Here is a 26,199-nt window from a genome sequence, read left to right on the forward strand (position 1 = left end):
GCCGCCGCTGCCGTCGGCCGGGGCCCCGAGGGGTCCCTCGGTCTGGACACGCTGGTACGGCTGCAGCGGCTCAGGTCCATCCCCGACCCACCCCGCCGGCTCGCGGTGCCGGACGGCATGACCGCACCGCTCGGCTGCGACGCCGTGGCCGTGCCCGACCGCCTCGGCCCCCTGGTCGTACCCCGGCTGCCCCGGCTGGGCTGTGTGTACACCGACGGCGCCCGCTGGTGGTGGATCGTTCCGTCGGATTCCGACTACGCCCTGCCCTGGCCCTCCCCGGCCCACTACGCCCCCGGCGCCCTGGTGACCGGCACCGCCCGGCTCATCCACCGCCCGGAGGGTACGGTCCCGTACACCCCGCCGATCCCGCTGTACCTGGCCCTGTGCCGGGTGACCGGGACGACTCCGGACTGGTCACTGGCCTCACCCAGGGCGTGACGCGCACGGGGGACCGAGTTCCAGCGCACTGGGGAACCTGGTTCTGTCAGCACCGAAGCCGGCCTGAGGCAGGACGGACGGCGACGGTCCGCTCATTCGGTCGTCTCGGTGCCCCGCACGATCACCAGGAACGTGTCCGTCGCGAGGTCCATGACGACCTCGGCGGGCAGGCCTTCCAGACGCCGCGCGTGCGCGAACTCCTCCGCGGGCCAGGATCCCCGCGGACCACCGGCGGGAAAGCGCTCGAGCACCGTTCGCCCGTTCACCATCTCGCACCTCCAGAAAGCGTCGTACGTGTAGGAGTTAACGCCCTGGAGAAGGGAAACGCCTCGCTCGGTGACGGGACTGAGACATTACCTACACTCGTTCGGCGCGCAGCGTGACAAGCCGTTCACTTTGCGAGGCGAACCGCACCTTGTGTGTCAGTAACCGCACCTTCCGTGTCAGTAGTCGTACTCGTCGTGAAGGCGCAGCCGGTCACTGCCGGCGGGACTGCGGCCGAGCGCGGTGAGGTCGAGCAGGCCGGCGAGCGTGCCGAGTCCGTCCAGCCCGTCGTCGTACACCGAATAGGTGTGGAAGACCCGGTCGTGGTCGCGCAGGAAGCAGCTGACGCCCGGTCGGTCGACCAGACCCCGGTCCGACTCCACGGTGGCCTCGAAGTCGAGGTTGAAGTCGAGATTGAAGTCGTGGCCGCCGTGGGAGGCGGCATACGACGAGGAGTACCAGGGCACCATCCAGCCCATCCGCGCCTTGAACGGCAGGATCCGGGTGAACGGCGCGCGGGAGACGGCCGCGAACGAGGTGTTCCGGGCCCGCAGGTGGGCCAGGTGGCCGACCTGGTCCAGGAAGGCCGAGCAGCACGGGCAGCCGGACTCCGACTCCGGGGCGAACACGAAGTGATGGACGACGAGCTGGGCCCGGCCCTCGAAGAGGTCCAGGAGGGTGGCCTTGCCGTCGCCGCCCTCGAAGACGTACTCCGCGTCGACCTCGACCATGGGCAGCCGCCGCCGCGCCTGACCGAGCACCTCGCGGGCCCGCCTGACCGCCTCTTCCTTGCGCAGCAACTCCTCGCGCGCCGCGCGCCACTGCTCGCGCGAGACGATGTCGGGAAGCGACATGAGCCCTCCTGTCCGACGGCCGGTTCGGGGTGGTGACCGTCGCCGGGGGCGGAACTCATCGGCGGGCGCGAAGATTTTCTGTCAGGGGGTCAGTGGCTCAGTAGGTCACCGGCAGCGCCACCAGCCCCCGCGCCCGCATCGACGGCCGCCACCGCAACTCCCCCGCGCCGAGGGCGAGATCGGGGAGCCGTTCGAGCAGGGCCGCGAGCGCGATCTCCGTCTCGGCACGGGCCAGCGGGGCGCCCAGGCAGTAGTGGATGCCGTGGCCGAGGGCGAGATGACCGGAGGCGTCGCGGGAGAGGTCGAGGCGGTCGGGGTCGGGGAACCGGGCAGGGTCACGGTTCGCGGCGGACAGGGAGACCCAGACCGTCTCCCCGGCGGGGACGGTCACACCGGAGATCGTCACCTCCTGCACCGCGAAGCGCCGGATCCCGAACAGCGCCGGTCCCTCGTAACGACTCAACTCCTCAACGGCCAACGGAAGTTGCGCCGGATCCTTGCGCAGGGCGGCGAGCTGGTCCGGATGCCGGAGCAGGGCGAGCACGGCGTTGCCGATGAGCTGGACCGTGTTCTCGTACCCGGCGAAGAGGATGAGGAACGCCAGCGACATCAGCTCGTCCTCGCTGAGCCGGTCGCCCTCGTCGCGCACGGCGATGAGGTCGGAGAGGAGGTCCTCGGCGGGCTGTTCGCGCTTGGCGGCGAGGAGGCGTGTGAAGTAGCCCAGCATCGCCACCATCGCTTCCCGTCCGGCCCCGGGGCGCGAGGGATCGGGAGCGACCAGGGCGTCGGTCCAGACCCGGAAGTCCAGCCGGTGTTCCTCCGGCACGCCGAGCAGGTCACAGATGACGGTGATCGGCAGCGGGGCGGCGTACGAGGCGATGAGGTCGGTGCTGCCGTGCGGACCGAGCGCGTCCAGGAGGCGGTCGGCGGTACGGCGGATGGGCTCGCGGAGCTGCTGGATCCGGCGCGGTGTGAAGGCGCGGCCGACCAGGCGCCGGATCCGGGTGTGGTCCGGCGGGTCCATGTTGAGGAGGTTGGCGTCGAGGGCGGGCGGCAGTGGGAAGCCCTGGTACGTGCCGGGGGCGGCGTGCCGCTTGTCGAGCGAGAGACAGGGGTCGGCGAGCGCGGCCCGCACGTCCTCGTACCGCGTGACCAGCCAGGCGGGGGTGCCGTCGGGACCGGTGATGCGCTGCACGGGCGCGGTGTCGCGCAGGAGCCGGTAGACGTCGTAGGGCTGCTCGATGAGGCCGTGCGCGAGATCCATGCCGGTCAGACTACGCGGCCTCAGGTGTCGTACTCCTGGATGCGCCGCCCGTGTCCCCGGTCGGTCAGCGCCGGCAGCCGAGCCGCCAACTCCCTTGCGACAGACGGCACATCGACGGTGAGAAGACGCCGGTCGCGCATCAGGACTCTGCCGTCGACGACGGTGGTTCGGACGTCCGAGGAGCGCGCGCTGTGCACGAGGGTGGCGGCGAGGTCGTGGACGGGCTGGGTGTGCGGGCCGGTGAGGTCGACGAGGACGATGTCGGCGCGCCGGCCGGGTGCGAGGGTGCCGACGCTGTCCCCGAGGCCGACCGCCCGGGCGCTCTGCACGGTGGCGTGGTGCAGGGCCTGCCGGGATGTCAGCCAGCGTGGATCGCCCTCGGTGGACTTCTGGATCAGGGAGGTCAGCGCCATCGACTCCCAGACGTCGAGGGAGTTGTTGGAGGCGGCGCCGTCCGTGGCGAGCCCGACGGGGACGCCGGCCGCGCGCAGGGCCCGCACCGGTGTGGTGGTCGGCCAGGCGAACTTGAGGTAGCCGCGGGGCGCGGTCGCCACGGCCGTACGGCCACCGGTGCGGGCCAGCAGCGGAAGGTCCCGCTCCAGGATGCCGGTGCCATGGGCGATGAGCAGGTCGGTGTCGAGGAGTCCGGCGCGGTCGAGGACCTCGATGGGGGTGAGGCCGTGCCGGGCGAGGCTGGTGTCGGTCTGGTCGCGGTTCTCGGCGGCGTGGATGTGGACGGGCAGGCCGTGCCGGCGGGCGAGCTCGGCGGTGGCGGCGAGGTCGGCGCCGGTGACGGTGTAGGGGGCGTGCGGGGCGAGGGCGGTGGTGATGCGGCCGCCCGCGCCACCCCGGTGCCGGAGGGCGAACTCGGCCGAGCGCTCCCGCCCTTCGGGGCCCTGGCTGGAGAAGTAGGCCTCGCCGAGGTGGGCGCGCAGACCGCACTCGGCGACGACGGCGGCGACCGTGTCCATGTGGAAGTAGTGGTCGGCGAAGCAGGTCACCCCGCCCCGGATCATCTCGGCGCAGGCGAGCCGGGCGCCCAACGCCACGTCGGCGGCGGTGAGGTTGGACTCGACGGGCCATACGACGTCGTTGAACCACTCCTCGGTCGGCAGGTCCTCGGCGAGTCCGCGCAGGGCCACCATCGGGGCGTGCGTGTGGCAGTTGATCAGCCCCGGCACGGCGACCTGCCCGTGCGCCTCGATCCGCTCCCCGGCGGGCAGGTCCCGTACGGCCGCGGCGGTGGTCACCGACTCGATGACCCCGTCGCGTACGACGATCGCCGCGTCCTCGCGGAACCCGATCTCTTCGTCCTCGTCATGGACGAGCACGGTGCAGCCGGTGACGACGAGGTCGGCGGGAGAGATGGGCATGCGCCCACCGTACGGCTATGCGGCGGCGGGGAGGGGCACCTCGACGCCCTGTATCCTCAACTCGCCCAGCGCGTCGCGTAGTTGCCTGACGTGCCGAGGCGTGAGCCGGCCCGTCTCGTCGAGGTGTACGGCACAGGCCGTGGTCGTGTCGACAAGTCGCTCCAGAACGTCCGCGACGGTCTCCGTGCCCGTGGTGTGCCGGGCGAGGGCGGGCAGTTCGGCGGCGGCGAGCGCGATGGCGGTACGGGCCTCGGCGAGGGTGCGGTAGGCCTCCCGGCGCAGCGCCCACCGCTCGGCGCGGTCGCCGGACTCGCTGAGGACGTGCACGAGATAGGCCTGCGCGGCGCTCCCGGCCGTGGCGAGCCGCGCGCGTACCCCGCCGCCGCGCTCCCCCGGCATCGGCAGATGCCCGACGACCAGCACGAGCGCGCAGGCCAGCAGGGTCTCGCCGATCCGGCTGACGGAGGCCTGCGGCTCGCCGCCGGCCATGACCAGGGCGAGGACGAGGACGGTGACGACGGCCGTCAGCGCGGCGAAGTGCCGGGTGGCGACCGGCACGAGCGCTCCGCAGACCGCGACCAGCGCGATCAGCCCGGCGGGCCGGGGCAGCAGCGCGGCGAGCCCGGCGAACACCAGGGCGCCCAGCACGGTCCCGGCGGCCCGGCACAGTACGCGGGAGGCGAGCGGCCCGAGGTCGGGCTTGACGAGGAAGACGGCGGTGGCGGGTAGCCAGTACCAGTGCTGGTGCTGGCCGTACCAGCGGGTGTGGTGCAGGGCCTGGGCGATGGCGGCGCTGGCTCCGAAGCAGAGGGCGACCCGCAGCCCGTACTCGCGTCCGCCCGTGCCGAGCGCGGCCCGGACGGCGTGCCGCACGTCCCGGCGCCTGGCGGGCGGCCGCTGCCCCGCGGCCTCGGTGCGGTCGAAGGTCTCGGCGGCGCGCAGCAGGGCGTCGTCGAGGGCGCGCAGGGCGGGGGCGGACCGGTGGGGGGCGGGCAGCGGGCCGGTGCCGGTGTTGCCGCGGACTGCCGCGGCGAGCCGCCGGGGTCCTTCCGCGGCCCGCGCTGAGACGGGCTCCCCCGCCCAGAACAGGGCGGTGGCGGCCTCGGCGAGCGGGAGGGCGGCCACGTACTGCGCGTGCAGCCGACGCTCGGCGGCGGAGCCGGCATGCCGGCGCAGCCGGGGTCCGGCAAGGGCGTCCTGGGCGTGGTCGAGGGCGGCGGTGAGCGCGGCCCGCCGGGCGGTGGCCCGCTCACCACCGACGGCGTCGAGCAGCGCGGCGATCGCGTCGTACACCTCGGCGACCGCCGCCCGCTCCCCGTCGAACCGGAAGTCGAACCGGGAGTGCCCGGCGAGCGAGCCGGGCGTGGGCAGGGCGAGCCGCAGCAGAATCAGCCAGCCGGCCCCGGCGAGGAAGGCGAGGGCCCGCTGCCAGCCGCTCTGAGCCGCGGGCATCCCGGCGCCGAGCGCGGCGCCGACGAGCAGCTGCGTACCGGCGGCTGAGGCGACGGGCCCGACCGCGCTGATGCCACCGGCGAGCAGCCCGAGCAGGGTGAGCGCCAGGGTCAGCGGTACGGCGGCCAGCCCCTGCCCCGCGTACGTCCCCGCGAGCAGCCCGAGCGCCCCGGCCAGCGCGGGCACCCCGAGCCGCTTGACGGAGGCGCGTCGGCTGCCGGGCCGGTCGTTGATACCGGCGAGCATCGCGGCGATGGCGGCGAGGACACCGGGGGCGGTGTGTCCCGTGCCGACTCCGGCGAGCAGCAGCGGCCCGGCGGCGAGCGCGCCCCGGGTCACCGCGCTCCAGGGAACGGGACCGCGCTGGGCGCGCAGGGCATGGGCGAGCCAGAGGGGTGCGGCGGGCCGGGACACGGGGCTCCTGTCGTACGCGGGCGGAATGTGATGCCTTCGGACGACGGTGGCCGGGTGGGCTGTCCTTCCACGGTAGGGGGCGTTCCCGGCGCGAACGGGGTGATCACGTTTCGGGCGTGTGAAAGGTGCCCGGGCGTCCGGTTTCTTTATGAACGCAATGCGCCGGCTCCTCCTATGAACGCAATGCGCCGTCGACGAGTTCCTCGGCCTCGGTCACGGCGGCGACGAGGGCCTCCGGTGCAGCCCGAAGCCCAGCCACCAACGAGTCGATGCCCCGCAGCCCGGCCCGCTCCAGCAGCCGCTTCTCGTTGGTGACCCACTCACCGCGAGCCGCGAGCACCGCGTGCGCGGCCTGGGCGGCGGCCGTGGCGAGGGAGCCGACGGTCTCCGTGAGGCGGCCGTGGGCGGCGTGGTTCGCCTTCGCGTAGGCGAGGGTGGCGCGGGCGCTGCCGTGCCAGCGCTCGGCGGCGGTGGCGCGCAGCCTGGCCGGATAGCCCGCAGGGCGGGGCAGGGTGCCCCGGAGCACCTGGTTGAGGGCCAGTTCGGCCACGATCAGGTAGGTGGGGATGCCGGCGAGATGGAAGAGCAGCGGCTCCACCCGGAACCGTCCCGCCTCCGCCTCCGCCAACTCGTGCTCGACCACGTCCAGGTCCCGGTAGTGCACATCCACCCGGCGTCCGTCGATGGTCAGCCAGGCGCCGCCGTTGAAGACACCGCCGCCCCAGCCGCCGACCTCGGAGACCTCGCCCTGCCAGCCGACGGCCCGCAGGTCGTCGGGGTCGAAGGGGCCGCGGTAGTAGACGGCCAGGTCCCAGTCGCTGTCGTCGCGGTGGGTGCCCTGGGCGCGGGAGCCGCCGAGGGCGACCGCCCGGACGGTGGGGAGGGCGGCGAGGCGGTCGGCGATACGGGCGAGGAAGACGGAGTCGGGGTGCTGGGGCACGGGGTCGGGGCTGGGGCCCGGCATGCAGTTGGGGCTGGGCATGGAGTTGGGCGTGGGCATGGGCTCAGCCTGCCGCAGCCATCCCGAAGTCCGCGCCCGAAATACCCACGAGGCCCTCCGGTTCACGACTGTCTCCTGAGACCCGCTGCCGCACGGATCAGCTGGTCAGGGGCCATTGTCAGTGGCACGCGTTATCAAGGAACCGTAACGCAGTGTGACGACGGGGGAGGCGGATGTGATGATCCAGGACGACAGGGACAGGGACGACGGCAAGGACAGGGAGAGGGACGCGAGCGGGCAGGAGCGGGGAGGGGAACCCCTGGGGCACCGGGAGCAGCGGGGGCGCCAGCGGCACCCGGACGACCAGGTGGACGGTTCGCAGGCGCGCACCCATCTGTCCATGGCAGGGCTGCGGTCGCGAGGCTGGACGCCGGGCATGGTCCGCCAACTGCTCGGCGAGCCCGATCTGCTGCGGAGCAATCCGCACTTCGACGCGGCCCCGCGGACCCGGTTGTATCGCCTCGACCGGATCGAGAAAGCCGAGCTGAGCGAGGAGTTCCGGGCCGTTTCGGCGGCCGCGGCCCGCCGGTCCGCCGCGGCGCGGGCGGCCGCGCTCCGGCGGCGCCGGGAGGTGCTGGCGCGGATCGCGGCGGAGCCCATCGACGTGCCGCGCCTGACGGCGCGCCGGCTCGCGGAGCTGGCGGTGGACCACCGCAACCGGCGCGACGCCGAGCGGGCGTACGAACGCGGAAGGCATGCCCCCGATCCGGCGGCGGTGCAGTCGGCCGATCCCCCCGCGCTCGACCGCTGGAAGGTCGACTACCTGCGCCATCGGCTGACCCGGTACGACCAGCTCCTGGACGGGCTGCACGGGAGCACGGGACGTGCCGCGGCCGAGGAACTGCTGCGCCGCCGGGTCTACGCCGCCATCGCCGACGCGTACCCGGATCTCGCACGGGAGTGCGAACGACATATGGGTGAACGGCGGTCGGGTCCACCGGGCGCATGACAGGTCGCCACGAAGATCCCTCAGCGTAGCGACTGCCTGCGCGGCTGTCCCTACGCTCCCGGCACATGAAGGATGATCAAGCCCTTCGGGCGCACGAACGTCTGACGGCCTCCCCTCTGCTGCGCCCCGTCGCCTTCGGTGAGGGGCGGCGGTTCGGCCTCTGGGACCTGGCCTCGCTCGCCGAGGGCGCCCTCGGCCCAGGCTGCGACCCGGACGCGTTCACGGTCTCGGGCGAGAAGCGGTTGCGGCGCGCACTGGGCTCGGCCGGGCGGGAGCACCGACACGACGACGACTTTTCGAGGAGGTACTGGATCTGCTCGTCGGGCACGGCCGGGCGGGGAGTCGTCGGCACGATCGCCGTCGACACCTGGCCGATGGGCGCGGGCGCGCTCCGCGTCTCCTCGCTCTACATCCATCCGGCGGCACGGCGCAGCGGTCTCGCCGGGGCCGCGCTGAACACGGTGTACGAAGCCTGCCGCGCCGCGGGGCTGCACGGATTCCGTCTCGACACGTACTGGACCTGGCAGAGCACCGTCCGCTACTACCTCAACCGCGGGCTGTGGGTGACCTCTTGGAAGCATGCCCTGGGATTCGCCCGGCTCTCGTTCCTGCCCGCGTACGACGTCCGGGAGGAGGGCGGCGCGCTGACGCTGTCGGTCGAGGGCGAACCGCTGCTCATCGCCGGTGACGACGGGCGGCGGCTGCTTCTCCGGGAGACCGATGGCTACCGGCGCATCGCCGGCAGAGGTGAGGTGATGGGCGTGTACGCACGCTCCACGCTCGCTCTGCATCTCGCCGTCCGCGGACGTCCGTTGGTGCGCGGGGCGGAGCAGTGGGCCAGGGCCGGCTGGTCGTGCGACATCGGGGAGCCGGAGGGGCTGGCCCACCAGATCGGGGTGTTCGAAAGGGTCGCACGGGAGGACGGTTGGCGGGTGGAGAGTCCGTACGCCGATGCCTCCGCCGTCGGTGTCCCGGCGCCCTGAGAAAACCGGATGCGGACAGGGCCGAGGGGTCCGATCATCGGGAGGTTGTCCCAGCCGCCACCCGGGAGCCGCGATGATCCGACGAGTGAACGCCTCCGGCCTCTTGCCGCCGCCCGCCTATGCGCACGCCTCGGTGGTGGAAGCGGGCACCAGGCTCGCCTTTCTCGCGGGGGCCGTGCCGCTCGACGAGACGGGGGAACTCGTCGGTCCCGGTGACCCGTTGCGGCAGGCCGAGCAGGTGATCGCCAACCTCGGCGAGCAACTGCACGCCGTCGGAAGCGACTTGGCACATGTGCTCGCGACGGATGTGTACGTGGTGAGCAGTGAGCCCTCGGTGCTGTCCGCGGTGTGGGAGGTGGTGGAGGCCTCCGGGCTGAGCGCGGGTCCGCACTCGTCCACGCTGCTCGGGGTCGCCTGTCTCGGCTACACCGGGCAGCTGGTGGAGATCACGGCCACGGCCGTGGTGCCGGAGCGGGAGGGGCATCGATGACGGAGGAGGTCGTGCTGCGCCGGGCCGTGGCGGCGGACGCCCGTGCCGCCGCGGATGTGTATCTGCGGTCGTTCGATGCCGCCCTGCCCACCGTCGTCCGGCCGCACACCGACGACGAGGTGCGGGAGTACATCCGGGATGTCGTCGTGCCCTTGCGGGAGACCTGGGTGGCGGAGGCCGACGGCGCCGGGATCGTCGGGCTGATGGTGTTGGACGGGGAGTTGCTGTCCCAGTTGTATCTGGCCCCCGAGTGGCGGGGGCGCGGCATCGGCGACCGGTTCGTCGCGCTGGCCAAGGAGCGAAGGCCGGGCGGGCTGGCCCTGTGGACCTTCCAGGTCAACAAGCCCGCCCACCGCTTCTACGAGCGCCACGGTTTCGCTGCGGCCGAGTCCACCGACGGCAGCGGGAACGAGGAGCGGGAGCCCGACGTACGGTACGTCTGGCGGCCCTGAGCCCGGCGGATCCGGTCCACCATGGCGGCTGCGAGCCTCCCCTTCCGGATCACCGCGCCTGCCGCCCCCACCTCCTGCCCTTGGGCAGCGGCCTGGCGTAGCCGCCCGCTCGGCTGGTGGTCAGGCCCAGGGCGACCAGGGACTCGGCGAGCTTGACCGCCGCGGCCACGCCGTCGACGACGGGCACCCCGAGCTTCTCCCCCACCGCCTGCTGCAGTCCCGTCATCCCGGCGCAGCCCAGGACCAGGACCTCGGCGCCCGCGTCCCGGGCCCGCTCGGCCGCCGTCAGGAACGCGGCCTCGGTGCGGCCGGGGTCGTCGGCGAGGTCGAGGACTCCGAGGCCGGTGCCGACGACGGCGGCGCAGTTGCGGGCCACACCGGCCGTCTCCAGGCTGTCCTCGATCTGGCCGCGGGAGCGGTCGAGGGTGGTGACGACGCCGTAGCGGCGGCCGAGGAGGCAGGCGAGGTGGGCGGCGGCCTCGGTGATGTCCACGACCGGGACGTCCACCAACTCCCGTACGCCTTCCCGGCCGTGCTCGCCGAAGCCGGCCAGGACGACGGCGTCGTAGGCAGGGCCGTCGTACGTCCGCAGGGTGTCGAGGACGGCGGCGGCGGAGAGGTAGCTGTCCAGCCAGCCCTCGGCGGACGCCGGGCCCCAGGCGGGGGTCAGGCCGGTCACCGTGGTGGCCGGACCCGCGGCGGCGCGGGCGCCGCGGACGATCTCCTCGGTCATCTCCTGCGTGGTGTTGCAGTTGGTGACGACGATCCGCAACTCCGTCAGGCCTCCTTCGCCGTCGTCGCGCGCTCCCCGCGGCCCAGCAGCGCGTACAGGGCGGCGGCGAGTGCCGTGCCGATGAACCAGGAGTACGGCGCCACATCGCTGAAGCTCTTCACCAGCGCGACCACGGCGGCCACGGCGGCGGAGGGCAGAAACGCCCACAGTGCCCTCGGGTTGACGCCCCTGCGGTAGTGGTACGGGGTGCCCGGCCGGGCGTCGAACAGCGCGTCGACGTCGACCTTGCCGCGCTTGACCCAGTAGTAGTCGACCATGATCACACCGAACAGCGGGCCCAGGAAGGCGCCGAGGCCGCCGAGGAAGTAGTTGACGACGGTCGGGTTGGAGAAGAGGTTCCAGGGGGTGACGACCAGCGCGGCCACCGTGCTGACCATGCCGCCGACCTTGAAGGTGATCTTCTGCGGCCAGACGTTGGCGAGGTCGTACGCCGGTGAGACGAAGTTGGCGACGATGTTGACGCCCATGGTGGCGACCGCGAACGTGAACGCGGCGATCACCAGCACCCAGGTGTTGCCGACCTTGGCCACCAGTTCCGCCGGGTCGGTGATGGCCTGTCCGAACGCCTTCAGCGAGCCGGCCGTGACGATCACCGACACCACGACGAAGGCGGTGGAGTTGATGGGCAGGCCCCAGAAGTTTCCGCGTCGGACGGTCCTGTGGTCGGGCGCGAAGCGGGAGAAGTCGCAGAAGTTGAGCATCAGCGTGCCGTAGGTGGCGAGGATCAGACCGATCGCGCCGAACCACTGCCGCCACTGCTCGCCGGTGGACACCGGGTGCGGGGTGGAGGTGAGCGAGATGCTCCAGTGGGCCTTGGCGAGGACCCAGAGCGCCAGCGCGATCATCACCAGCCAGATCGCCGGGCCGCAGAAGTCCTGGAACTTCCGCACCGCCTCCATGCCCTGGCGGATGATCAGCGCCTGGAGCAGCCAGAGCGAGACGAAGGAGATCCAGCCGAGCGCGTCCAGGCCGAGGAAGGAGTGGTGGGTGAGGGACTTCAGGCCCGGCCAGGCCGCCAGCAGCATCACGTTCACGGCGACGGAGGCCAGATACGTCTGGATACCGTACCACATGATGGCGATCACGGCCCTGATCAGCGCGGGGATGTTGGCACCCCAGACGCCGAAGCTGATGCGGCTGACCACGGGGAAGGGCACGCCGTGGCGCTGGCCGATCCTGCCCATCCCGTTCATGCCGGCGTAGATGAGCACGAAACCGACGAGCAGGGAGGTGAAGACCTGCCAGACGTTCATGCCGAGGACCAGCAGGCCGGCGGCGAAGGTGTAGTTGCCGAGGTTGTGGACGTCGGACATCCACATGGCGAAGAGGTCGAAGACCTTCCAGTTCCGCTGCTGGGCGGGGGCGAGGTCCTCGTTGACGAGACGGGGGTCGGGGGCGAACGCGGGGGCGCCGGTGGCTTCGGCGCGGTCGGCGAGGGACACGGGGCCTCCTGGACAGGGGGACGAAGGGGCCATACCGCAGGAACTCGGACGGACTGCAGGCCGGGAAGCCGACAGTGAGCCGCATTTGGTATACCAAACTGCGGACATGGTGCCGTCGTCAAGCGCTCGGACCGATGTCGTTGCCGTTACGGCCCCGTAAAAGTCGCCTCGCGTCGGCGAAGATGGGTCCATGACGAAGATCGAACCCCTGGGCGCGGTGCGCGAGCGGGTCCTGGCGAGCCTGCGGGAGGACATCATCGCCGGACGCCTCGGACCCGGTGACCGGCTCGTCGAACGGGAGCTCGCCGAGCGGTTCGGCGTCTCCCGGGTGCCGGTGCGGGAGGCGATCCGCGCGCTGGTCGCCGAGGGCTTCGTCCTCTTCGAGTCGGCCCGCCGCACGGTGGTACGCCGGCTGGACCCGACCGACGTCAGGGAACTCTTCGAGCTGCGCGAGGCGTTGGAGGTGCACGCGGCGGGACTGGCGGCGTCCCGGGTGACCCCCGAGGCCCTGGCGGAGCTGCGGGACCTGCTCGACCAGGCGGCGCGGGCGACGAAGGAGGGCGACGCCGAGGCGATCACGGACATCAACACGCGCTTCCACGACCGCATCCGCGCCCTGGCCGGCAACAGCCTGCTGATCTCGGTCATGGAGCCGGTCGACGGCCGCCTGCGCTGGCTCACCCGGCGCAACGAGGAGTGGCCGCAACTCCTCACCGAACACCGCGAGTTGTACGAGGCGATCGCCTCCGGAGACCCCGACCGGGCCCGCGCCCACGCGCTCGACCACGTCCGCGCCAACTACCGGTCGACGGTACGGCACCTGTTCGGAACCGATCCCGCCGACGCCGGCTGAGAGAGACCACTGCGGCCTGCCGGCGGCCGGCGGCCGGTTACCGCAGTCCGGCCGCCTTCGCCGCCGTGCGCAGCACCTCCCGGAGCATCTCCGCGGTGAGCCGGCCGGTGAAGGTGTTGCGCTGGCTGACGTGGAAGCAGCCGAAGAGGTCGAGGCCGTCGAGCGCGACCCGGGTGCCGTGGGCGAAGGCCGGGCGCGGCCGGGGCACGGTCCAGCCCGCCTCGCTGAACGCGGGCAGCGCGGCCTGCCAGCCGAAGGCGCCGAGTACGACCGCGGCCCTCAGCGTCGGGCGCAGCAGCCTCAGCTCCTGGACCAGCCAGGGGCGGCAGGTGTCCCGCTCGCCAGGGGTCGGTCTGTTGGCGGGCGGGGCGCAGTGCACGGGCGCGGTCACACGGACGCCGTACAGCTCCAGCCCGTCGTCGGCGCTGACGGACGTGGGCTGCGAGGCGAGCCCCTCGTCGTACAGCGCCTGATAGAGCACGTCTCCGGAGCGGTCGCCGGTGAACATCCGGCCGGTGCGGTTGCCGCCGTGCGCGGCCGGCGCCAGCCCGATGATCACCAGCCGTGCGTCGGCGGGGCCGAAGCCGGGTACCGGCCGCCCCCAGTACGTCCAGTCGACGAACGCGGCGCGTTTTGTACGGGCCACCTCCTCGCGCCATGCGACCAGCCGAGGACAGGCCCGGCACTCCGCGACCCGCCGGTCGAGCCGGGCGAGAGCGCTGCTGTCGTCCATACGGCCACGGTATGCCCCTCCGCCGGCTCGCGTGATCTGCACCTGGCACCCCGGGCCCCCGGCACGCCACCGCCCCGGGAAAATCACGTCCGGTTCACCCGGGGCGGGGAGTTATGGTCGGTTGCATGGCTTCGGAGGATGCTGACGAGAACGTGAACCGTGGCACCGGCGGACCGGACTCGCCCGGCCCCGCCCCGGACTCGCCGGACTCGCCGGACGCCCCGGACGACCACGGCTCCGGTGGCTCCGCCGTGCAGCCCGTCGATCCGAAGATCGCCGCCGCGGTGGCCGCCGCCGAGGCAGCGGGGCCTGCCAAGGGTGAGACGGTCCGGATCGACAGCTGGATCTGGGCCGTGCGTCTGATCAAGACACGTTCCCTGGGCGCCACCGCCTGCCGGGGCGGCCACGTCCACGTGAACGGCGAGCGGGTGAAGCCCGCCTACTCCGTGCGCGTCGGCGACGAGGTGCGCCTGCGACACGAGGGCCGGGAACGGATCGTGATCGTCAAGCGCCTGATCCGCAAGCGGGTCGGCGCCCCCGTGGCCGCCCAGTGCTACATCGACAACTCCCCTCCGCCTCCCCCTCGCGAGGCCGTCGCCCCCGTCGGCCTACGCGACCGCGGCGCCGGACGCCCCACCAAGCGCGACCGCCGCGAAATGGAACGCCTTCGCGGCCTGGCAGGACCGGACCTGCCGAGCGGCTTCGGCGGCGCCGCAGGCCCCAGCGGCTTCGCCGGACTCGGTGAGCCCGGTGGATCCGGGGAACGGGGTCGTCCCGGGGACCGGAGCGGGTCTGGAGGCCGGCACGGGTCCGGAGGCCGGCACGGGTCCGGCAAGCGCGGTGGAGCCGGGTCCGGCGGTACCGGTGGACACCCCCTGGGACGGTGATCCAAAGGCACCGGCCGAGCACACAACGGGCGCCCTCGCGTCCCGGCACACACCGATACCGTCGGCCAGGCCCCCGCGCCCGGCCGACGGCTTCGGCGCCGCGCACGTGCACGCCGTGCACGTCGCGCGGAAGCGTCACCGCCGCCGCACCAGCCTCAGCAGCTCCCGATTGTGCCCGCGCCGCACCCAGGCGATCAGGGCGAGCGGCACCATCAGGATCAGCGGGGTCGCCGCGTTCTGGCCCTGGAAGACCGTGAGCTGCACGATGAACGCGCCCACCATCAGCGCGCTGAGCGCGATCGCCGCCAGGGACTGCAGCAGCGGGATCAACAGCGCGACGGCTCCGGCGAGTTCGAGCGCGCCGATGGTGTACATGGCCCCACTGCCCCAGCCGATCTTGTCGAAGGCCTCGACGGCCGAGGGGTGCGCGATGAGCTTGGGCAGCGCGCTCGCGATGCCGTAGAACAGTGCGAGCAGCACCTGCACGGTCCGCAGCGCGATCCGGGCTGAGCGCCTGCGGCCACTGGGGAAGTCGGCGGAGGCGCCGGAAGCGGTGCGGGCCACGGGAGCAGTTGTCTCGGACATGAGGATCTCCTGGGGAAGCGGTGCCGATTGCTTTCACCGAGGTAGACCCGGCACCGTCCGGAAACTCATCGCTCCCCGGCCGCCCTGTGCGACCGAGTGTCCGCTATGCCTTCGGCACCGCCCGCACCCATGTCCGGTCCGGTGTCAGATACGCGTCCACCTCCAGCCCCGCTTCCTGAAGTGCCGACTCGAACTGCTCCTTGCTCAGCGGCCGGGCCAGGAACGTCTGGGTCCAGTGCGCGTCCGGGAAGTCGTACTCGACATGGACCGAGTTCGCTCCGTTGCCGACCGGCTCCGCGGAGACGACCCGTACGGTGAAGCCGCTCGGGTCGACCCGCTCCCTGGGCACGTTCGTGTGGTAGTCCTCGCCCTCCCGCTGGATGAGCACACAGCCGTCCTTGGCCACATGCCGGGCGCAGGTGCGCAGCAGGCCCCTGCGCACCTCCTCGTCGCCGACGTGCACGAGGAACGACGCGAGCATCACCACGTCGAACTCCTCACCAGCCAGGTCCAGTTGCTCGATGGGGCCGCATATCGTGCGCGCCCCGCGGATCCGGCTCAGCATGTCGGCTGACTCGTCCACCGCCGTGACCGTGAAGCCGCGCTCGAGCAGGGGATGGGTCATCCGGCCCACTCCGCTGCCCAGCTCCAGGATGTGCGCCCCGGCCGGTACCGCCGCGGCGATGATGTCCGGCTCGTCGCCGACCGGCAGCCGCTCGTACAGCTCGACCGCGCAGCCGTCCGGGGTGATCGCGCCGGGTCCCGTGCCCTCGTATCCCTCACGCATGTCGACCGTCATGCCCGAACAACGGCCGGTCCCCGTACGCCCGTTCCCCCTCTGTCGAGGTTCACTCGTTCGTGTCATCCAGGCCGTTCGGCCGGGAACGGAAACCAGCCGCGCCCGATGTACCAGTGGCCGCCCGCCCGCAGATGGTCCCGCACGGCCCGCTCCACGGACGTGCGGGCGGGCAGCTCCGCAACCGACAGGTCGGGGTCGCCGAAGACGAACTGGACGGGTTCGGTGTCGGCCGGCTCGGTGTCCTCGCGGACGGTGCGGAACCGGTCCTGGAAGCGGACGATGTTGGAGTCGGCCGGCAGGTACCGCTTCAACTGCGGGTCGAGCAGCCAGGAGTGACACAGTGCGGCCACCGGCCGCTCCTCGGGAAAGTGCACGGCGAAGAACTCGCGGGCCCGGGCCAGGGAGCGGTCGCAGGCGGACGGGGTCAGCGGACCCTGGAAGTCGGGTATGTGCAGGTTCAGGCAGGCCGTTCCGGGGACCGCGGCCAGCCCGGCCGCCGCGAGCACGGGAGCCGTGCGCTGCCCGAGCCGCGCCCGCTCGAACTGCAGCCGGCCCAGCTGGTACAGCTCGCCGCGGAAGTGCCTGACGAGCCAGCGCCGTGAGAGGACGCCGGTCGTGCCGTGCCGTCTGCGGTGCGCGGCCATCTGACGGCCCAGGTCGGCCAGGGTGCGCCGGGAGACCTCGGGCGGAATGCCGCGTTCCCGGTGCCGGGCGAGGGTGTGCGGGGCCGCGGCGACGAAGACGTACACGGCGAAGACTCCCGTCAGCCCGGCCGGGACCGCGTCGAGGAGTGCGGCGAGCTCGGGGGTGCGGCCGGTCTCCTCCGGATCACGAAACAGCTCCTCGACGCACTCCTCCAGGAGCGTCCGTGCTCCCGGGTCACCGGTCACCCGGCGTCCTGCGGCCACCAGATCGTTGATGTCCTCGTGCGGCACGGCCAGGTCGAGCAGCAGTTCCGGCAGGTCGTCGGCGTCCGGAAGCAAGGGATCCCCCTTCGACGAGCGACAGGACGAACGACGGGCGAGCGCCGTTGATGAACGCCGTTGGTGAACGCCGTTGGTGAACGTCGTTGGTGAACGCCGTCCCCGAAGAGTACGTTGCCCTCAGGAGTGGTGGTCCGATGCGTACGGGCAGTGAACCGGTGACCGCGCGCAGTGCGCTGCGGGCGCGGTTCTGGCTGTGCGTGTGGGGACTGGTCTGGGCGGTCTTCGGCACGACGGCGTTCGCGCTCGTCGGGCGCCCGGGTTGGGCGGCGGCCTGTGGGGTGCTGTGGCTGGTGGTGACCGCGGACATGATCATGGTGCTCAGACACATCCGGCAGGGTCCGCACTATCAGCCGGGCCGTGACGTGCCGCCGTACCGGCCGCCGGAGGGCGGACCGCCGTACCCGGGTCCGTCGCGGCACCGGCATCCGTGACCGGCGCACGGGATCGGTCACCGTCGGCCGGCCATCCATGAGGCGGTCCCGCCGCGGGCCGCTCAGTCGTCGAAGCGTGCTGCCCTCACGTAGTCCGGGTTCGGGTCCAGCGCGGCCGCGAGGCGGAAGTGGCGTTTGGCCTGGTCGGGGCGGCCCTGGCGTTCATAGGTGCGGGCCAGTGCGAAGTGCGCGAACGCGTTGTCCGGCTCGCGCTCCAGCACGATCGTGAACTCCAGCTCGGCGGGCCGCAGTTGCGCCGCGGCGAAGAACGCACGCGCGCGCAGCAGCCGGGCCGCGGTGTTCTCCGGGTGCGCGGCGATGACCGGGTCGAGCAGCTTCACCGCACCCCGCGGGTCCCGTGAGTTGAGCAGCTGCTCGGCTGCACGGAAGTCGATGACATGCGTTTCCGGAGTACGTCCGGTGGAACCGCTGATCTCGGGCACGGCAGAGTCCTTCCCTCACTCCGCCCGTTCAACGCGCGAGGAGGGGGCCGCTATTCCTGTGCTACTGCTGCTACTGCGCGATGCCCGCACGCGCCCGCCGCACGAGCTCCTCCCACACCTCGGCGACACGCTTGTGCAGGGCGTCCAGCGGTACGTCGTTGTCGATCACGATGTCCGCGATCCGTCTGCGCTGCTCGCGGGTCGCCTGCGCGGCCATACGCGCGCGCGCGTCCTCCTCGGTCATCCCGCGCAGCCGGACCAGCCGGTCGAGCTGGGTCTCGGGGCTCGCGTCCACGACGACCACGAGGTCGTACAGCGGCGCCAGGGCGTTCTCGGTGAGGAGGGGCACGTCGTGGATCACCACGGCGTCGGCGGCCGCGGCCTCCTCCAGCTCGCGGGAGCGGGCACCCACCAGCGGGTGCACGATCGAGTTGAGGACGGCGAGCTTCTCGGGGTCGGCGAAGACGATCGAGCCGAGCTTGGGCCGGTCCAGGCTGCCGTCAGCGGTGAGGACGTCCTCGCCGAAGGCCTCGACCACGGCGGCGAGGCCGGGGGTGCCCGGCGCCACGACCTCGCGCGCGATGCGGTCCGCGTCGATCAGCACGGCCCCGTGCTCCACGAGCAGCCGCGACACCTCGCTCTTGCCGGCGCCGATCCCGCCGGTCAGGCCCACCTTCAGCATGAGCGTCAGCTTAGGCCCTGCCACTGACAGCTGGACCGGCGGTGGTCAGCTGTCTCCCTCGCGCTCCGCCAGGAACCGCTCGAACTCGCGGCCGATCTCGTCGGCGGAGGGGATGTCCACGGGCTCGGCCAGCATGTTGCCCCGGGTCTCGGCGCCCGCGGCGGCGTCGTACTGGTGCTCCAGGCCCTGGACGAGCGCGGTGAGTTCCTCGTCGCCCTCCTGGATCTGCCGGTCGATCTCCGTCTGGGTGCGGTACGCGTCCGTACGAAGCGAGTGCGCGACGCCCGGCAGGACCAGCCCGGTGGCTGCCGTGACGGCCTCCAGGACGGTCAGGGCGGCGTCCGGGTACGGCGAGCGGGCGATGTAGTGCGGGACGTGCGCGGCGACGCCCAGGACGTCGTGCCCGGCCTCCATCAGGCGGTACTCCAGGAGCGCCTCGGCGCTGCCGGGCACCTGGGCCTCCTCGAAGGGGCTGCGGTGGCCCGGGACGAGGTCGGTGCGGTTGCCGTGCGGCGTGAGACCCACCGGGCGGGTGTGCGGGACGCCCATGGGGATGCCGTGGAAGTTGACGGAGAGGCGGACGCCGAGCCGCGCCACGATCTGGCGCACGGCCGCCGCGAACCGCTCCCATTCCACGTCCGGCTCGGGCCCGGACAACAGCAGGAAGGGGGCGCCCGTGGTGTCCTGGAGGAGGCGGACCTCGATGGCCGGCACCTCGTAGTCGGTCCAGCGGTCCCGCTTGAAGGTCAGCAGGGGCCGGCGGGCCCGGTAGTCCACGAGCCGGTCGTGGTCGAACCGGGCGACGAGCTGGTGGGGCAGTGAGTCGAGCAGCCCGTCGACGATCTGGTCCCCGGTCTCACCCGCGTCGATGTATCCGTCGAAGTGGTAGAGCATGACAAGGCCGGCCGACTCCTGGGCGAGCGCCATGTCGACAACGGCGAGGCCCTTCGGCTCCCATGCGTACAAACCCTGCGGATCAAGCACTGTGACCGCTCCTCCTCGTGTTCGTCGTCGTCAACACGCCCTGGACGACGGGCATTCCCGCGACACGCCGTTGATCAGGCTCTCGGGGGCGGTACGAACGAAGGCGTGGGCGACCGCAACTCCCTGGGGGCGCGGGGAACTGCGCGCGCAACCGCAGACCGCCCGCGGCCGAACGACTGGCGGCACGGCCCCCGAACACGCCTGAGGGGCCGTACCCCGAAAGGTACGGCCCCTCAGAACCAGCTATCGGCTAAGCCTCAGCGGCAGCGATCAGCTCTGACCGCCGGCCAGCTTCTCGCGCAGCGCGGCCAGCGCCTCGTCCGAGGCCAGCGCACCGGAGGTGTCCGCGCCCTCGGAGGAGTACGAACCGCCGGTCGCAGCCGGGGCCGCAGCCTCGCCGCCGCCCTCGGCGGCAGCAGCCGCGTCGGCCTCGCGGGACTTGATGACCTGCTGCTGGTGCTGCTCGAAGCGGGCCTGCGCCTCGGCGTACTGGCGCTCCCACTCCTCGCGCTGCTTCTCGTAGCCCGGCAGCCAGTCGTTGGTCTCCGGGTCGAAGCCCTCGGGGTAGATGTAGTTGCCCTGGTCGTCGTAGGACGCGGCCATGCCGTAGAGGGTCGGGTCGAACTCGACCTCCTCCGGGTGGGCACCGAAGGACTCGTTGGCCTGCTTCAGCGAGAGGCTGATGCGACGGCGCTCGAGGTCGATGTCGATGACCTTGACGAAGATCTCGTCGTTGACCTGGACGACCTGCTCCGGGATCTCCACGTGGCGCTCGGCCAGCTCGGAGATGTGGACCAGACCCTCGATGCCCTCGTCCACGCGGACGAACGCACCGAACGGCACCAGCTTCGTGACCTTGCCGGGCACGACCTGGCCGATCTGGTGGGTGCGGGCGAACTGCTGCCACGGGTCTTCCTGGGTCGCCTTCAGCGACAGGGAGACGCGCTCGCGGTCCATGTCGACGTCGAGAACCTCGACGGTGACCTCCTGGCCGACCTCGACGACCTCGGACGGGTGGTCGATGTGCTTCCAGGACAGCTCGGAGACGTGGACCAGACCGTCGACGCCACCCAGGTCCACGAAGGCACCGAAGTTGACGATCGAGGAGACGACACCGGAGCGGACCTGACCCTTCTGCAGGGTCGTGAGGAACGTCTGGCGGACCTCGGACTGGGTCTGCTCGAGCCAGGCACGGCGGGACAGGACCACGTTGTTGCGGTTCTTGTCCAGCTCGATGATCTTGGCCTCGAGCTCCTTGCCGACGTACGGCTGGAGGTCGCGGACGCGGCGCATCTCGACCAGGGAGGCCGGGAGGAAGCCACGGAGGCCGATGTCGAGGATGAGACCACCCTTGACGACCTCGATGACGGTACCGGTGACGATGCCGTCCTCTTCCTTGATCTTCTCGATGGTGCCCCAGGCACGCTCGTACTGGGCGCGCTTCTTCGAGAGGATCAGGCGGCCTTCCTTGTCCTCCTTCTGGAGGACCAGGGCCTCGATCTCGTCGCCGACGGCCACGACCTCGTTCGGGTCGACGTCGTGCTTGATCGAGAGCTCGCGGCTCGGGATGACACCTTCGGTCTTGTAACCGATGTCGAGCAGGACCTCGTCCCGGTCGACCTTCACGATGACGCCGTCGACGATGTCGCCGTCGTTGAAGTACTTGATCGTCTCGTCGATCGCTGCGAGGAAGGCTTCCTCGTTACCGATGTCGTTGACCGCTACCTGCGGGGTGGTGGCGGTGGTCTCGGTGCTGCTCGTCATGTGGGAAAGGGCTCCGGTACGGACATTGAAGTCGTAGGTACTGCTTACGCCGGGAGCCCGTTTCGCTCTGCAGAAGCCGGACAGCCAAGGAAGCGCCCCACCAGATACTGGTGATGGCGCCTCGACAACCGAGGGGACATACAACAGATGCGAGCGCAGCCTGCTACGTCTGAGGAGCGCAGGCCCGCAGCGCAACTTGTAGCATACGGGGGCAGCCGGACATGGTCAATGCGCGAAGGCGCACACCCGGGGCGGATCGCCGCATAACCGGCAGAAGAAACGTCCCTTGAGGCCAGGCAGGCCTGAAGGGACCGCCTCCGTGGCGGACCCCTTGCGGGTTGGACGGAAGAGTACGACGAGGGAGCCGATCATCCAAGAGCCGGAAGCGCACGAGCCCGAAGGATCCGAGACATTCGAACCGGAGGCGACACGCCGTGACGCCGATGTCGCGGAGAGCGCACGGGCCAACCGGGGCTGGTGGGACCGCAACGCGGACGAGTACCAGGTCGAGCACGGCACGTTCCTCGGCGACGACCGCTTCGTGTGGGGCCCGGAGGGCCTGGACGAGGTGGAGGCCGAGCTGCTCGGCCCGCCGGAGGAGCTGAAGGGCAAGGATGTCCTGGAGATCGGCGCGGGCGCGGCCCAGTGCGCCCGCTGGCTGGCCGCCCAGGGAGCCCGCCCGGTGGCGCTGGACCTCTCGCACCGCCAGCTCCAGCACGCCCTGCGCATCGGTGGATCGTTTCCGCTGGTCTGCGCGGACGCCGGCGCGCTGCCCTTCGCGGACGGCTCCTTCGACCTGGCCTGCTCGGCGTACGGGGCGCTGCCCTTCGTCGCCGATCCGCGGCTGGTGCTGCGTGAGGTGCGCCGGGTGCTGCGGCCGGGCGGCCGGTTCGTCTTCTCGGTGACGCATCCGATCCGCTGGGCGTTCCCGGACGAGCCGGGCCCCGAAGGGCTGTCGGTGGCGTCCTCCTACTTCGACCGCACGCCCTACGTGGAGCAGGACGAGGAAGGCCGCGCGGTCTACGTCGAGCACCACAGGACCGTCGGCGACCGGGTCCGGGACATCGCGGCGTCCGGTTTCCGCCTGGTGGACCTGGTGGAGCCGGAGTGGCCGGCCTGGAACACCTCGGAGTGGGGCGGCTGGTCCCCGCTGCGGGGCAGCCTGATCCCGGGGACGGCGATCTTCGTGTGCGAGCGGGACTGAGCCCGGCCGGTCATCGGGGGCACGCGCGCGTGGGGAGTCGCAGGGGGCGTTGATCGCGGGCACGCGCGCGTAGAGGCCGTTTTCGCCGTCGTACGACACTAGGGGCGTGATCCGTTACGACGCCCTGGACGCGCTCCCCGTGCGCTCCGCCCTGCCCGCGCTGACCGAGGCCCTGGAGGACGGCGGCACCGCCGTGCTCGTGGCGCCGCCCGGCACCGGCAAGACGACTCTGGTGCCGCTCGTGCTGGCGGGGCTGGTCGGGGGCGGGCCCGAGCGGCGGGTCGTGGTGGCCGAGCCGCGCCGGATCGCGGCGCGCGCTGCGGCCCGGCGCATGGCGTGGCTGCTGGGCGAGAGGCCCGGTGAGAGCGCCGGCTTCACGGTGCGCGGCGAACGGGCCGTGGGACGGCACACGCGCGTGGAGGTCGTGACGACCGGCGTGCTGCTGCAGCGGCTGCAACGGGACCAGGAGTTGCCGGGCGTCGACGTCGTCGTCCTCGACGAGTGCCACGAGCGGCACCTGGATGCCGACACGACGGCGGCGTTCCTGTGGGACGTACGGCAGGCGCTGCGGCCTCAGCTGCGGCTGGTAGCCGCGTCGGCGACGACGGACGCCGAGGGCTGGGCACGGCTTCTGGGCGGGGCGCCCGTGGTCGAGGCGGAGGGCGTCGCGCATCCGGTGGAGGTCGTGTGGGCGCCTCCGGCGCGTCCGGTACGGCCGCCGCACGGGATGCGGGTCGATCCGGCGCTGCTGGCTCATGTGGCGTCGGTGGTGCGGCGGGCGCTGGCCGAGCGGGACGGGGACGTGCTGTGCTTCCTGCCCGGTGTGGGCGAGATCGCCCGCGTGGCGGGGCAGCTCGGGGATCTGGGGGCGGTGGACGTGCTCCAGGTGCACGGGCGGGCGTCGGCCTCCGTGCAGGACGCGGTGCTGGCGCCGGGGGCCCGGCGCCGGGTGGTGCTGGCGACCTCGGTGGCGGAGTCCTCGCTGACGGTGCCCGGGGTGCGCGTGGTGGTGGACTCGGGGCTGGCGCGGGAGCCACGGGTGGATCACGCGCGGGGACTGAGCGGGCTGACGACGGTACGGGCGTCAAGGGCGGCCGGGAGGCAGCGGGCGGGGCGGGCCGGGCGGGAGGCGCCGGGGGCGGTGTACCGGTGCTGGTCCGCCGCCGAGGACGGGCGGCTGCCGGCGTTTCCTGCGCCGGAGATCAAGGTGGCCGATCTGACCGCGTTCGCCCTGCAGGCGGCCTGCTGGGGCGATCCGGACGCCTCCGGGCTGGCGTTGCTCGATCCTCCGCCGGGTGGGGCGATGCTCGCCGCGCGCTCGGCGTTGACGGCGGTGGGGGCGGTGGACTCCGCCGGTCGGGCGACGTCGGTGGGTGTGCGTCTGGCTCGGCTGGGGGTGCACCCCCGGCTGGGGCGGGCGTTGCTGGACACAGCCGGTGAGGGTGCGGAGGTTGTCGCTCTGCTCTCCGAAGAGGTGCCGCGGGATTACGGGGATGATCTTGCTGCCGCCGTGCGGCGGGTCCGGCGTGGGGGTGACGCCTACGGTGCGCGGTGGGCCGCGGAGGTGCGGCGACTGCGGGCCGTCTCGGGGGAGTCCTCCAACCCGACCGCCCACGACCGTCGGCCAGAAGGCACCGACCAGCCCCGACCGGCCGCCCCGGCCGAGGGACGTGACCGTCACGCCGAGGCCGCAACAGGCTCTCCGGCCGGGGCGGGTGGGGCCGGGGCGGACGCGCTTGCCGGGCTTGTCGCCGCGCTCGCATTTCCCGAGCGGGTCGCCAAGCTGGACGGTGGGTCGTATCTCATGGCCTCCGGGACTCGGGCCGAGCTCGGGGAAGGGTCGGCGTTGCGGGGAGCGCCCTGGATCGTCGTCGCCGTTGCCGATCGGCCCACCGGTAAGGGGCACGCGCGCGTGCTGCTCGGAGCCGCCGTGGAGGAGGGCGTGGCGCTCGCCGCCGCCGAGCCCCTGTCCGGCGAGCGGGACGAGGTGCACTGGGCCGACGGGGACGTCGTGGCCCGGCATGTCGAGCGGCTGGGCGCCATCGAGCTGGGCGTGCGGCCGCTGAAGGACGCCGAGCTGGCGCTCGTACGCGCGGCCCTGCTCGACGGGCTCCGGCAGGAGGGGCTCGGGTTGTTGCGCTGGTCGCCGGAGGCGGAGGCGCTGCGGCAGCGACTGGCGTTCCTCCGTGCCCGCCTCGGCGAGCCGTGGCCGGACGTGTCCGGCGACGCGCTGCACGCGCGCGTGGACGACTGGCTGGAGCCGGAGCTGAGCCGCGCCCGGCGGCGGGCCGATCTCGGCCGGATCGACGCCGGGCAGGCGCTGATGCGGTTGCTGCCGTGGGCGAGCGGGGAGGCCGGACGGCTCGACGAACTCGCGCCCGAGCGGATCGCCGTGCCGAGTGGGTCCAGAATCCGGATCGACTATCGGGACCCGGAACGCCCGGTGCTCGCGGTGAAGCTGCAGGAGATGTTCGGTCTGCGCGAGACGCCGGCCGTCGCGGGGGTGCCGCTGCTCGTGCACCTGCTCTCCCCCGCCGGTCGGCCCGCCGCCGTCACGGCCGACCTCGCCTCCTTCTGGAAGGACGGCTACCAGGGCGTACGGGCCGAGCTGCGCGGGCGGTATCCCAAGCATCCGTGGCCCGAGGATCCGGCGAACGCCGAACCCACCCGGCACACCAACGCGCGGCTCAGGCGCTGACCGGTTCGGGTTCGGCGGGCTGTGCGGGTGCCGGGTCCTGGGGGCGGCGGGCGCGGGCCTCCAGGCAGAGGGAGAGGGCCAGGAGCAGCACTCCCGCGGTCAGGGAACCCCAGGGGACGTACGAGGTGAGCATCAGGACCAGGGTGCGGTTGTGCTTGACCAGGGCGACCGTGTGCTCGATGTAGTCCTCGCGCATCTTCACGTCCCCGGCGAACGCGGTGACCCTGTCCCGGCCGCCGAGCAGGGTGCCCCCGCGCAGTTCCTCCTGGTGGAGTTCCTCGCCGTAGACGGGTGCGCCGGTGACGGGTTCGACCCAGAACCTGCGGACCGTGCTGTACCAGCGGGTGGTTCCGGTCTTGGCGACCGATTCCGGGGTGATGCCCTGGACGGGCATGGTCTTCGGCATGGGGACCTTGGTCCAGGGGATGGTCTGTTCGAAGTAGTAGACCTTCAGGCCGCGGAAGGTCTGCGTGCCCTTGTAGTGGATGGGGCTGGTGGTGCGGGTCTGCGCGTCGAAGTACTCGTAGTCGCGTTTCTGCGTCAGGAAGGGCCACTTGAACTCGATGCCCTGGCGTGTGACGGGATCGCCGTCGACCATCTCACCGGTGGCGTGCACGGGTTCCTGGTTGTGGGCGTCGAAGATGTAGCGCTCGGGGACCTTGGAGACCATCCTGCCGTCGGGGCCCTGGACGTAGGACAGGCTGTCCCAGACCACGACCGGCCGGCCCGCCGTCCTCTCGATCCTCTTCGCCGCCTCCACGTTGCCCTTGAGGGTCTGCACGATGGTGACCTTGGAGACCTTCCTGGCGCGCATGGTGCCGTAGTCGAGGAGGGTGGCGCCCCTGGCCTCCAGGACCATGTCCTGGTACTGGTTCGCGGGGATCCGCGCCAGGCGCGGGAAGGCGTACCAGCGCAGCAGCGGGGCGAGCGCCGCGCAGAAGACGGCGCAGGCGAGCAGGACCAGGCTTGCCTTGCGGCGCAT

At 72.3% G+C, this 26,199-nt stretch carries 27 protein-coding genes; 10 read left to right on the forward strand and 17 right to left on the reverse strand.

Going from position 1 to position 26,199, the window contains the following annotated elements:
• Nucleotides 1-42 precede the first annotated feature (42 nt).
• Complete coding sequence (locus ACWC2T_RS14215) at nt 43-438, forward strand: hypothetical protein (protein WP_450670759.1); 396 nt, start codon at nt 43-45, stop codon at nt 436-438.
• 92 nt (nt 439-530) lie between these two features.
• On the opposite strand, the gene ACWC2T_RS14220 is transcribed toward ACWC2T_RS14215, so the two are convergent.
• The 6 genes from ACWC2T_RS14220 to ACWC2T_RS14245 all read right to left on the reverse strand — a co-directional run bounded on the left by ACWC2T_RS14220 (nt 531) and on the right by ACWC2T_RS14245 (nt 7,023).
• Complete coding sequence (locus tag ACWC2T_RS14220) at nt 531-707, reverse strand: hypothetical protein (protein ID WP_450670647.1); 177 nt, start codon at nt 705-707, stop codon at nt 531-533.
• Between the two features lie 174 nt (nt 708-881).
• Entirely contained in the window at nt 882-1,556 is a 675-nt protein-coding gene (locus ACWC2T_RS14225) for a DUF899 domain-containing protein (RefSeq protein ID WP_450670648.1), read from the reverse strand.
• A gap of 97 nt (nt 1,557-1,653) precedes the next feature.
• Nucleotides 1,654-2,820, reverse strand: a complete 1,167-nt coding sequence (locus ACWC2T_RS14230) for a cytochrome P450 family protein (RefSeq protein ID WP_450670649.1) — start codon at nt 2,818-2,820, stop codon at nt 1,654-1,656.
• Nucleotides 2,821-2,840: 20 nt separating this feature from the next.
• Nucleotides 2,841-4,193 carry an amidohydrolase gene (locus tag ACWC2T_RS14235; protein WP_450670650.1) on the reverse strand — a complete coding sequence of 451 codons (1,353 nt, stop codon included), beginning with the start codon at nt 4,191-4,193 and terminating at the stop codon, nt 2,841-2,843.
• A gap of 15 nt (nt 4,194-4,208) precedes the next feature.
• On the reverse strand, nt 4,209-6,059 hold the full coding sequence (locus tag ACWC2T_RS14240; protein WP_450670651.1) for an FUSC family protein: 1,851 nt from the start codon (nt 6,057-6,059) through the stop codon (nt 4,209-4,211).
• 172 nt (nt 6,060-6,231) lie between these two features.
• Nucleotides 6,232-7,023 (reverse strand): nucleotidyltransferase domain-containing protein, encoded by a 792-nt coding sequence (locus tag ACWC2T_RS14245; protein ID WP_450670760.1) that lies wholly within the window; start codon nt 7,021-7,023, stop codon nt 6,232-6,234.
• A gap of 190 nt (nt 7,024-7,213) precedes the next feature.
• Between ACWC2T_RS14245 and ACWC2T_RS14250 the strand changes: the two genes are divergently transcribed.
• The 4 genes from ACWC2T_RS14250 to ACWC2T_RS14265 all read left to right on the forward strand — a co-directional run bounded on the left by ACWC2T_RS14250 (nt 7,214) and on the right by ACWC2T_RS14265 (nt 9,933).
• The gene (locus tag ACWC2T_RS14250) at nt 7,214-8,008 is read left to right on the forward strand and encodes a hypothetical protein (RefSeq protein WP_450670652.1); all 795 of its coding nucleotides are present in this window, start codon (nt 7,214-7,216) and stop codon (nt 8,006-8,008) included.
• Nucleotides 8,009-8,073: 65 nt separating this feature from the next.
• Nucleotides 8,074-8,991: a GNAT family N-acetyltransferase gene (locus ACWC2T_RS14255; protein WP_450670653.1), complete on the forward strand. Its 918-nt coding sequence runs from the start codon at nt 8,074-8,076 to the stop codon at nt 8,989-8,991.
• 73 nt (nt 8,992-9,064) lie between these two features.
• Nucleotides 9,065-9,481, forward strand: coding sequence for a RidA family protein (locus tag ACWC2T_RS14260; RefSeq protein ID WP_450670654.1), 417 nt, complete (start codon nt 9,065-9,067; stop codon nt 9,479-9,481).
• The gene (locus tag ACWC2T_RS14265; protein WP_450670655.1) at nt 9,478-9,933 is read left to right on the forward strand and encodes an N-acetyltransferase family protein; all 456 of its coding nucleotides are present in this window, start codon (nt 9,478-9,480) and stop codon (nt 9,931-9,933) included. The genes ACWC2T_RS14260 and ACWC2T_RS14265 overlap by 4 nt, the downstream gene beginning before the upstream one ends.
• A 49-nt stretch (nt 9,934-9,982) precedes the next feature.
• Here the strand turns inward: ACWC2T_RS14265 and ACWC2T_RS14270 are convergent, their stop codons facing one another.
• The gene (locus ACWC2T_RS14270; protein ID WP_450670656.1) at nt 9,983-10,705 is read right to left on the reverse strand and encodes an aspartate/glutamate racemase family protein; all 723 of its coding nucleotides are present in this window, start codon (nt 10,703-10,705) and stop codon (nt 9,983-9,985) included.
• A 5-nt stretch (nt 10,706-10,710) separates the two neighbouring features.
• A complete protein-coding gene (locus ACWC2T_RS14275) occupies nt 10,711-12,168 on the reverse strand; it encodes an NCS1 family nucleobase:cation symporter-1 (protein WP_450670657.1) in 1,458 nt (485 codons plus the stop codon).
• Between the two features lie 190 nt (nt 12,169-12,358).
• On the opposite strand from ACWC2T_RS14275, the gene ACWC2T_RS14280 reads away from it, so the two are divergent.
• Complete coding sequence (locus ACWC2T_RS14280) at nt 12,359-13,021, forward strand: GntR family transcriptional regulator (protein ID WP_450670658.1); 663 nt, start codon at nt 12,359-12,361, stop codon at nt 13,019-13,021.
• 37 nt (nt 13,022-13,058) lie between these two features.
• Here ACWC2T_RS14280 and ACWC2T_RS14285 read toward each other — a convergent pair whose 3' ends face one another.
• On the reverse strand, nt 13,059-13,754 hold the full coding sequence (locus ACWC2T_RS14285) for a uracil-DNA glycosylase (protein WP_450670659.1): 696 nt from the start codon (nt 13,752-13,754) through the stop codon (nt 13,059-13,061).
• 125 nt (nt 13,755-13,879) lie between these two features.
• On the opposite strand from ACWC2T_RS14285, the gene ACWC2T_RS14290 reads away from it, so the two are divergent.
• Nucleotides 13,880-14,641, forward strand: coding sequence for an RNA-binding S4 domain-containing protein (locus ACWC2T_RS14290; protein ID WP_450670660.1), 762 nt, complete (start codon nt 13,880-13,882; stop codon nt 14,639-14,641).
• 135 nt (nt 14,642-14,776) lie between these two features.
• On the opposite strand, the gene ACWC2T_RS14295 is transcribed toward ACWC2T_RS14290, so the two are convergent.
• From ACWC2T_RS14295 to ACWC2T_RS14305, 3 genes are all read right to left on the reverse strand, one after another.
• The gene (locus ACWC2T_RS14295; protein ID WP_450670661.1) at nt 14,777-15,226 is read right to left on the reverse strand and encodes a DoxX family protein; all 450 of its coding nucleotides are present in this window, start codon (nt 15,224-15,226) and stop codon (nt 14,777-14,779) included.
• A gap of 103 nt (nt 15,227-15,329) precedes the next feature.
• Complete coding sequence (locus tag ACWC2T_RS14300) at nt 15,330-16,025, reverse strand: class I SAM-dependent methyltransferase (protein ID WP_450670662.1); 696 nt, start codon at nt 16,023-16,025, stop codon at nt 15,330-15,332.
• Nucleotides 16,026-16,087: 62 nt separating this feature from the next.
• Nucleotides 16,088-17,008: an acyltransferase domain-containing protein gene (locus ACWC2T_RS14305; protein WP_450670663.1), complete on the reverse strand. Its 921-nt coding sequence runs from the start codon at nt 17,006-17,008 to the stop codon at nt 16,088-16,090.
• A gap of 137 nt (nt 17,009-17,145) precedes the next feature.
• On the opposite strand from ACWC2T_RS14305, the gene ACWC2T_RS14310 reads away from it, so the two are divergent.
• Nucleotides 17,146-17,442 carry a DUF6343 family protein gene (locus ACWC2T_RS14310; protein ID WP_450670664.1) on the forward strand — a complete coding sequence of 99 codons (297 nt, stop codon included), beginning with the start codon at nt 17,146-17,148 and terminating at the stop codon, nt 17,440-17,442.
• Between the two features lie 62 nt (nt 17,443-17,504).
• Here the strand turns inward: ACWC2T_RS14310 and ACWC2T_RS14315 are convergent, their stop codons facing one another.
• From ACWC2T_RS14315 to rpsA, 4 genes are all read right to left on the reverse strand, one after another.
• The gene (locus ACWC2T_RS14315) at nt 17,505-17,885 is read right to left on the reverse strand and encodes a tetratricopeptide repeat protein (protein WP_450670665.1); all 381 of its coding nucleotides are present in this window, start codon (nt 17,883-17,885) and stop codon (nt 17,505-17,507) included.
• A 70-nt stretch (nt 17,886-17,955) separates the two neighbouring features.
• Nucleotides 17,956-18,567 carry a dephospho-CoA kinase gene (gene coaE, locus ACWC2T_RS14320; protein WP_450670666.1) on the reverse strand — a complete coding sequence of 204 codons (612 nt, stop codon included), beginning with the start codon at nt 18,565-18,567 and terminating at the stop codon, nt 17,956-17,958.
• A gap of 45 nt (nt 18,568-18,612) precedes the next feature.
• Complete coding sequence (locus tag ACWC2T_RS14325; protein ID WP_450670667.1) at nt 18,613-19,551, reverse strand: PAC2 family protein; 939 nt, start codon at nt 19,549-19,551, stop codon at nt 18,613-18,615.
• Nucleotides 19,552-19,821: 270 nt separating this feature from the next.
• Nucleotides 19,822-21,315 (reverse strand): 30S ribosomal protein S1, encoded by a 1,494-nt coding sequence (gene rpsA / locus ACWC2T_RS14330; RefSeq protein WP_055707059.1) that lies wholly within the window; start codon nt 21,313-21,315, stop codon nt 19,822-19,824.
• 319 nt (nt 21,316-21,634) lie between these two features.
• Between rpsA and ACWC2T_RS14335 the strand changes: the two genes are divergently transcribed.
• Nucleotides 21,635-22,519: a class I SAM-dependent methyltransferase gene (locus ACWC2T_RS14335; RefSeq protein ID WP_450670668.1), complete on the forward strand. Its 885-nt coding sequence runs from the start codon at nt 21,635-21,637 to the stop codon at nt 22,517-22,519.
• Nucleotides 22,520-22,625: 106 nt separating this feature from the next.
• Complete coding sequence (gene hrpB, locus ACWC2T_RS14340) at nt 22,626-25,217, forward strand: ATP-dependent helicase HrpB (RefSeq protein WP_450670669.1); 2,592 nt, start codon at nt 22,626-22,628, stop codon at nt 25,215-25,217.
• Here the strand turns inward: hrpB and ACWC2T_RS14345 are convergent.
• The gene (locus tag ACWC2T_RS14345; RefSeq protein ID WP_450670670.1) at nt 25,207-26,199 is read right to left on the reverse strand and encodes a DUF3068 domain-containing protein; all 993 of its coding nucleotides are present in this window, start codon (nt 26,197-26,199) and stop codon (nt 25,207-25,209) included. The two genes, hrpB and ACWC2T_RS14345, sit on opposite strands and share 11 nt — an antisense overlap.

Source organism: Streptomyces sp. NPDC001393 (genome assembly GCF_053597455.1).

Excerpts from the sequence above, each read along its gene's own strand:
- ACWC2T_RS14220 (WP_450670647.1), bottom strand. The coding sequence starts at position 707 with ATGGTGAACGGGCGAACGGTGCTCGAGCGCTTTCCCGCCGGTGGTCCG.
- ACWC2T_RS14225 (WP_450670648.1), bottom strand. The coding sequence starts at position 1,556 with ATGTCGCTTCCCGACATCGTCTCGCGCGAGCAGTGGCGCGCGGCGCGC.
- ACWC2T_RS14230 (WP_450670649.1), bottom strand. The coding sequence starts at position 2,820 with ATGGATCTCGCGCACGGCCTCATCGAGCAGCCCTACGACGTCTACCGG.
- ACWC2T_RS14235 (WP_450670650.1), bottom strand. The coding sequence starts at position 4,193 with ATGCCCATCTCTCCCGCCGACCTCGTCGTCACCGGCTGCACCGTGCTC.
- ACWC2T_RS14245 (WP_450670760.1), bottom strand. The coding sequence starts at position 7,023 with ATGCCGGGCCCCAGCCCCGACCCCGTGCCCCAGCACCCCGACTCCGTC.
- ACWC2T_RS14255 (WP_450670653.1), top strand. The coding sequence starts at position 8,074 with ATGAAGGATGATCAAGCCCTTCGGGCGCACGAACGTCTGACGGCCTCC.
- ACWC2T_RS14260 (WP_450670654.1), top strand. The coding sequence starts at position 9,065 with ATGATCCGACGAGTGAACGCCTCCGGCCTCTTGCCGCCGCCCGCCTAT.
- ACWC2T_RS14265 (WP_450670655.1), top strand. The coding sequence starts at position 9,478 with ATGACGGAGGAGGTCGTGCTGCGCCGGGCCGTGGCGGCGGACGCCCGT.
- ACWC2T_RS14280 (WP_450670658.1), top strand. The coding sequence starts at position 12,359 with ATGACGAAGATCGAACCCCTGGGCGCGGTGCGCGAGCGGGTCCTGGCG.
- ACWC2T_RS14285 (WP_450670659.1), bottom strand. The coding sequence starts at position 13,754 with ATGGACGACAGCAGCGCTCTCGCCCGGCTCGACCGGCGGGTCGCGGAG.
- ACWC2T_RS14290 (WP_450670660.1), top strand. The coding sequence starts at position 13,880 with ATGGCTTCGGAGGATGCTGACGAGAACGTGAACCGTGGCACCGGCGGA.
- ACWC2T_RS14295 (WP_450670661.1), bottom strand. The coding sequence starts at position 15,226 with ATGTCCGAGACAACTGCTCCCGTGGCCCGCACCGCTTCCGGCGCCTCC.
- ACWC2T_RS14300 (WP_450670662.1), bottom strand. The coding sequence starts at position 16,025 with ATGACGGTCGACATGCGTGAGGGATACGAGGGCACGGGACCCGGCGCG.
- ACWC2T_RS14310 (WP_450670664.1), top strand. The coding sequence starts at position 17,146 with ATGCGTACGGGCAGTGAACCGGTGACCGCGCGCAGTGCGCTGCGGGCG.
- coaE (WP_450670666.1), bottom strand. The coding sequence starts at position 18,567 with ATGCTGAAGGTGGGCCTGACCGGCGGGATCGGCGCCGGCAAGAGCGAG.
- rpsA (WP_055707059.1), bottom strand. The coding sequence starts at position 21,315 with ATGACGAGCAGCACCGAGACCACCGCCACCACCCCGCAGGTAGCGGTC.
- ACWC2T_RS14345 (WP_450670670.1), bottom strand. The coding sequence starts at position 26,199 with ATGCGCCGCAAGGCAAGCCTGGTCCTGCTCGCCTGCGCCGTCTTCTGC.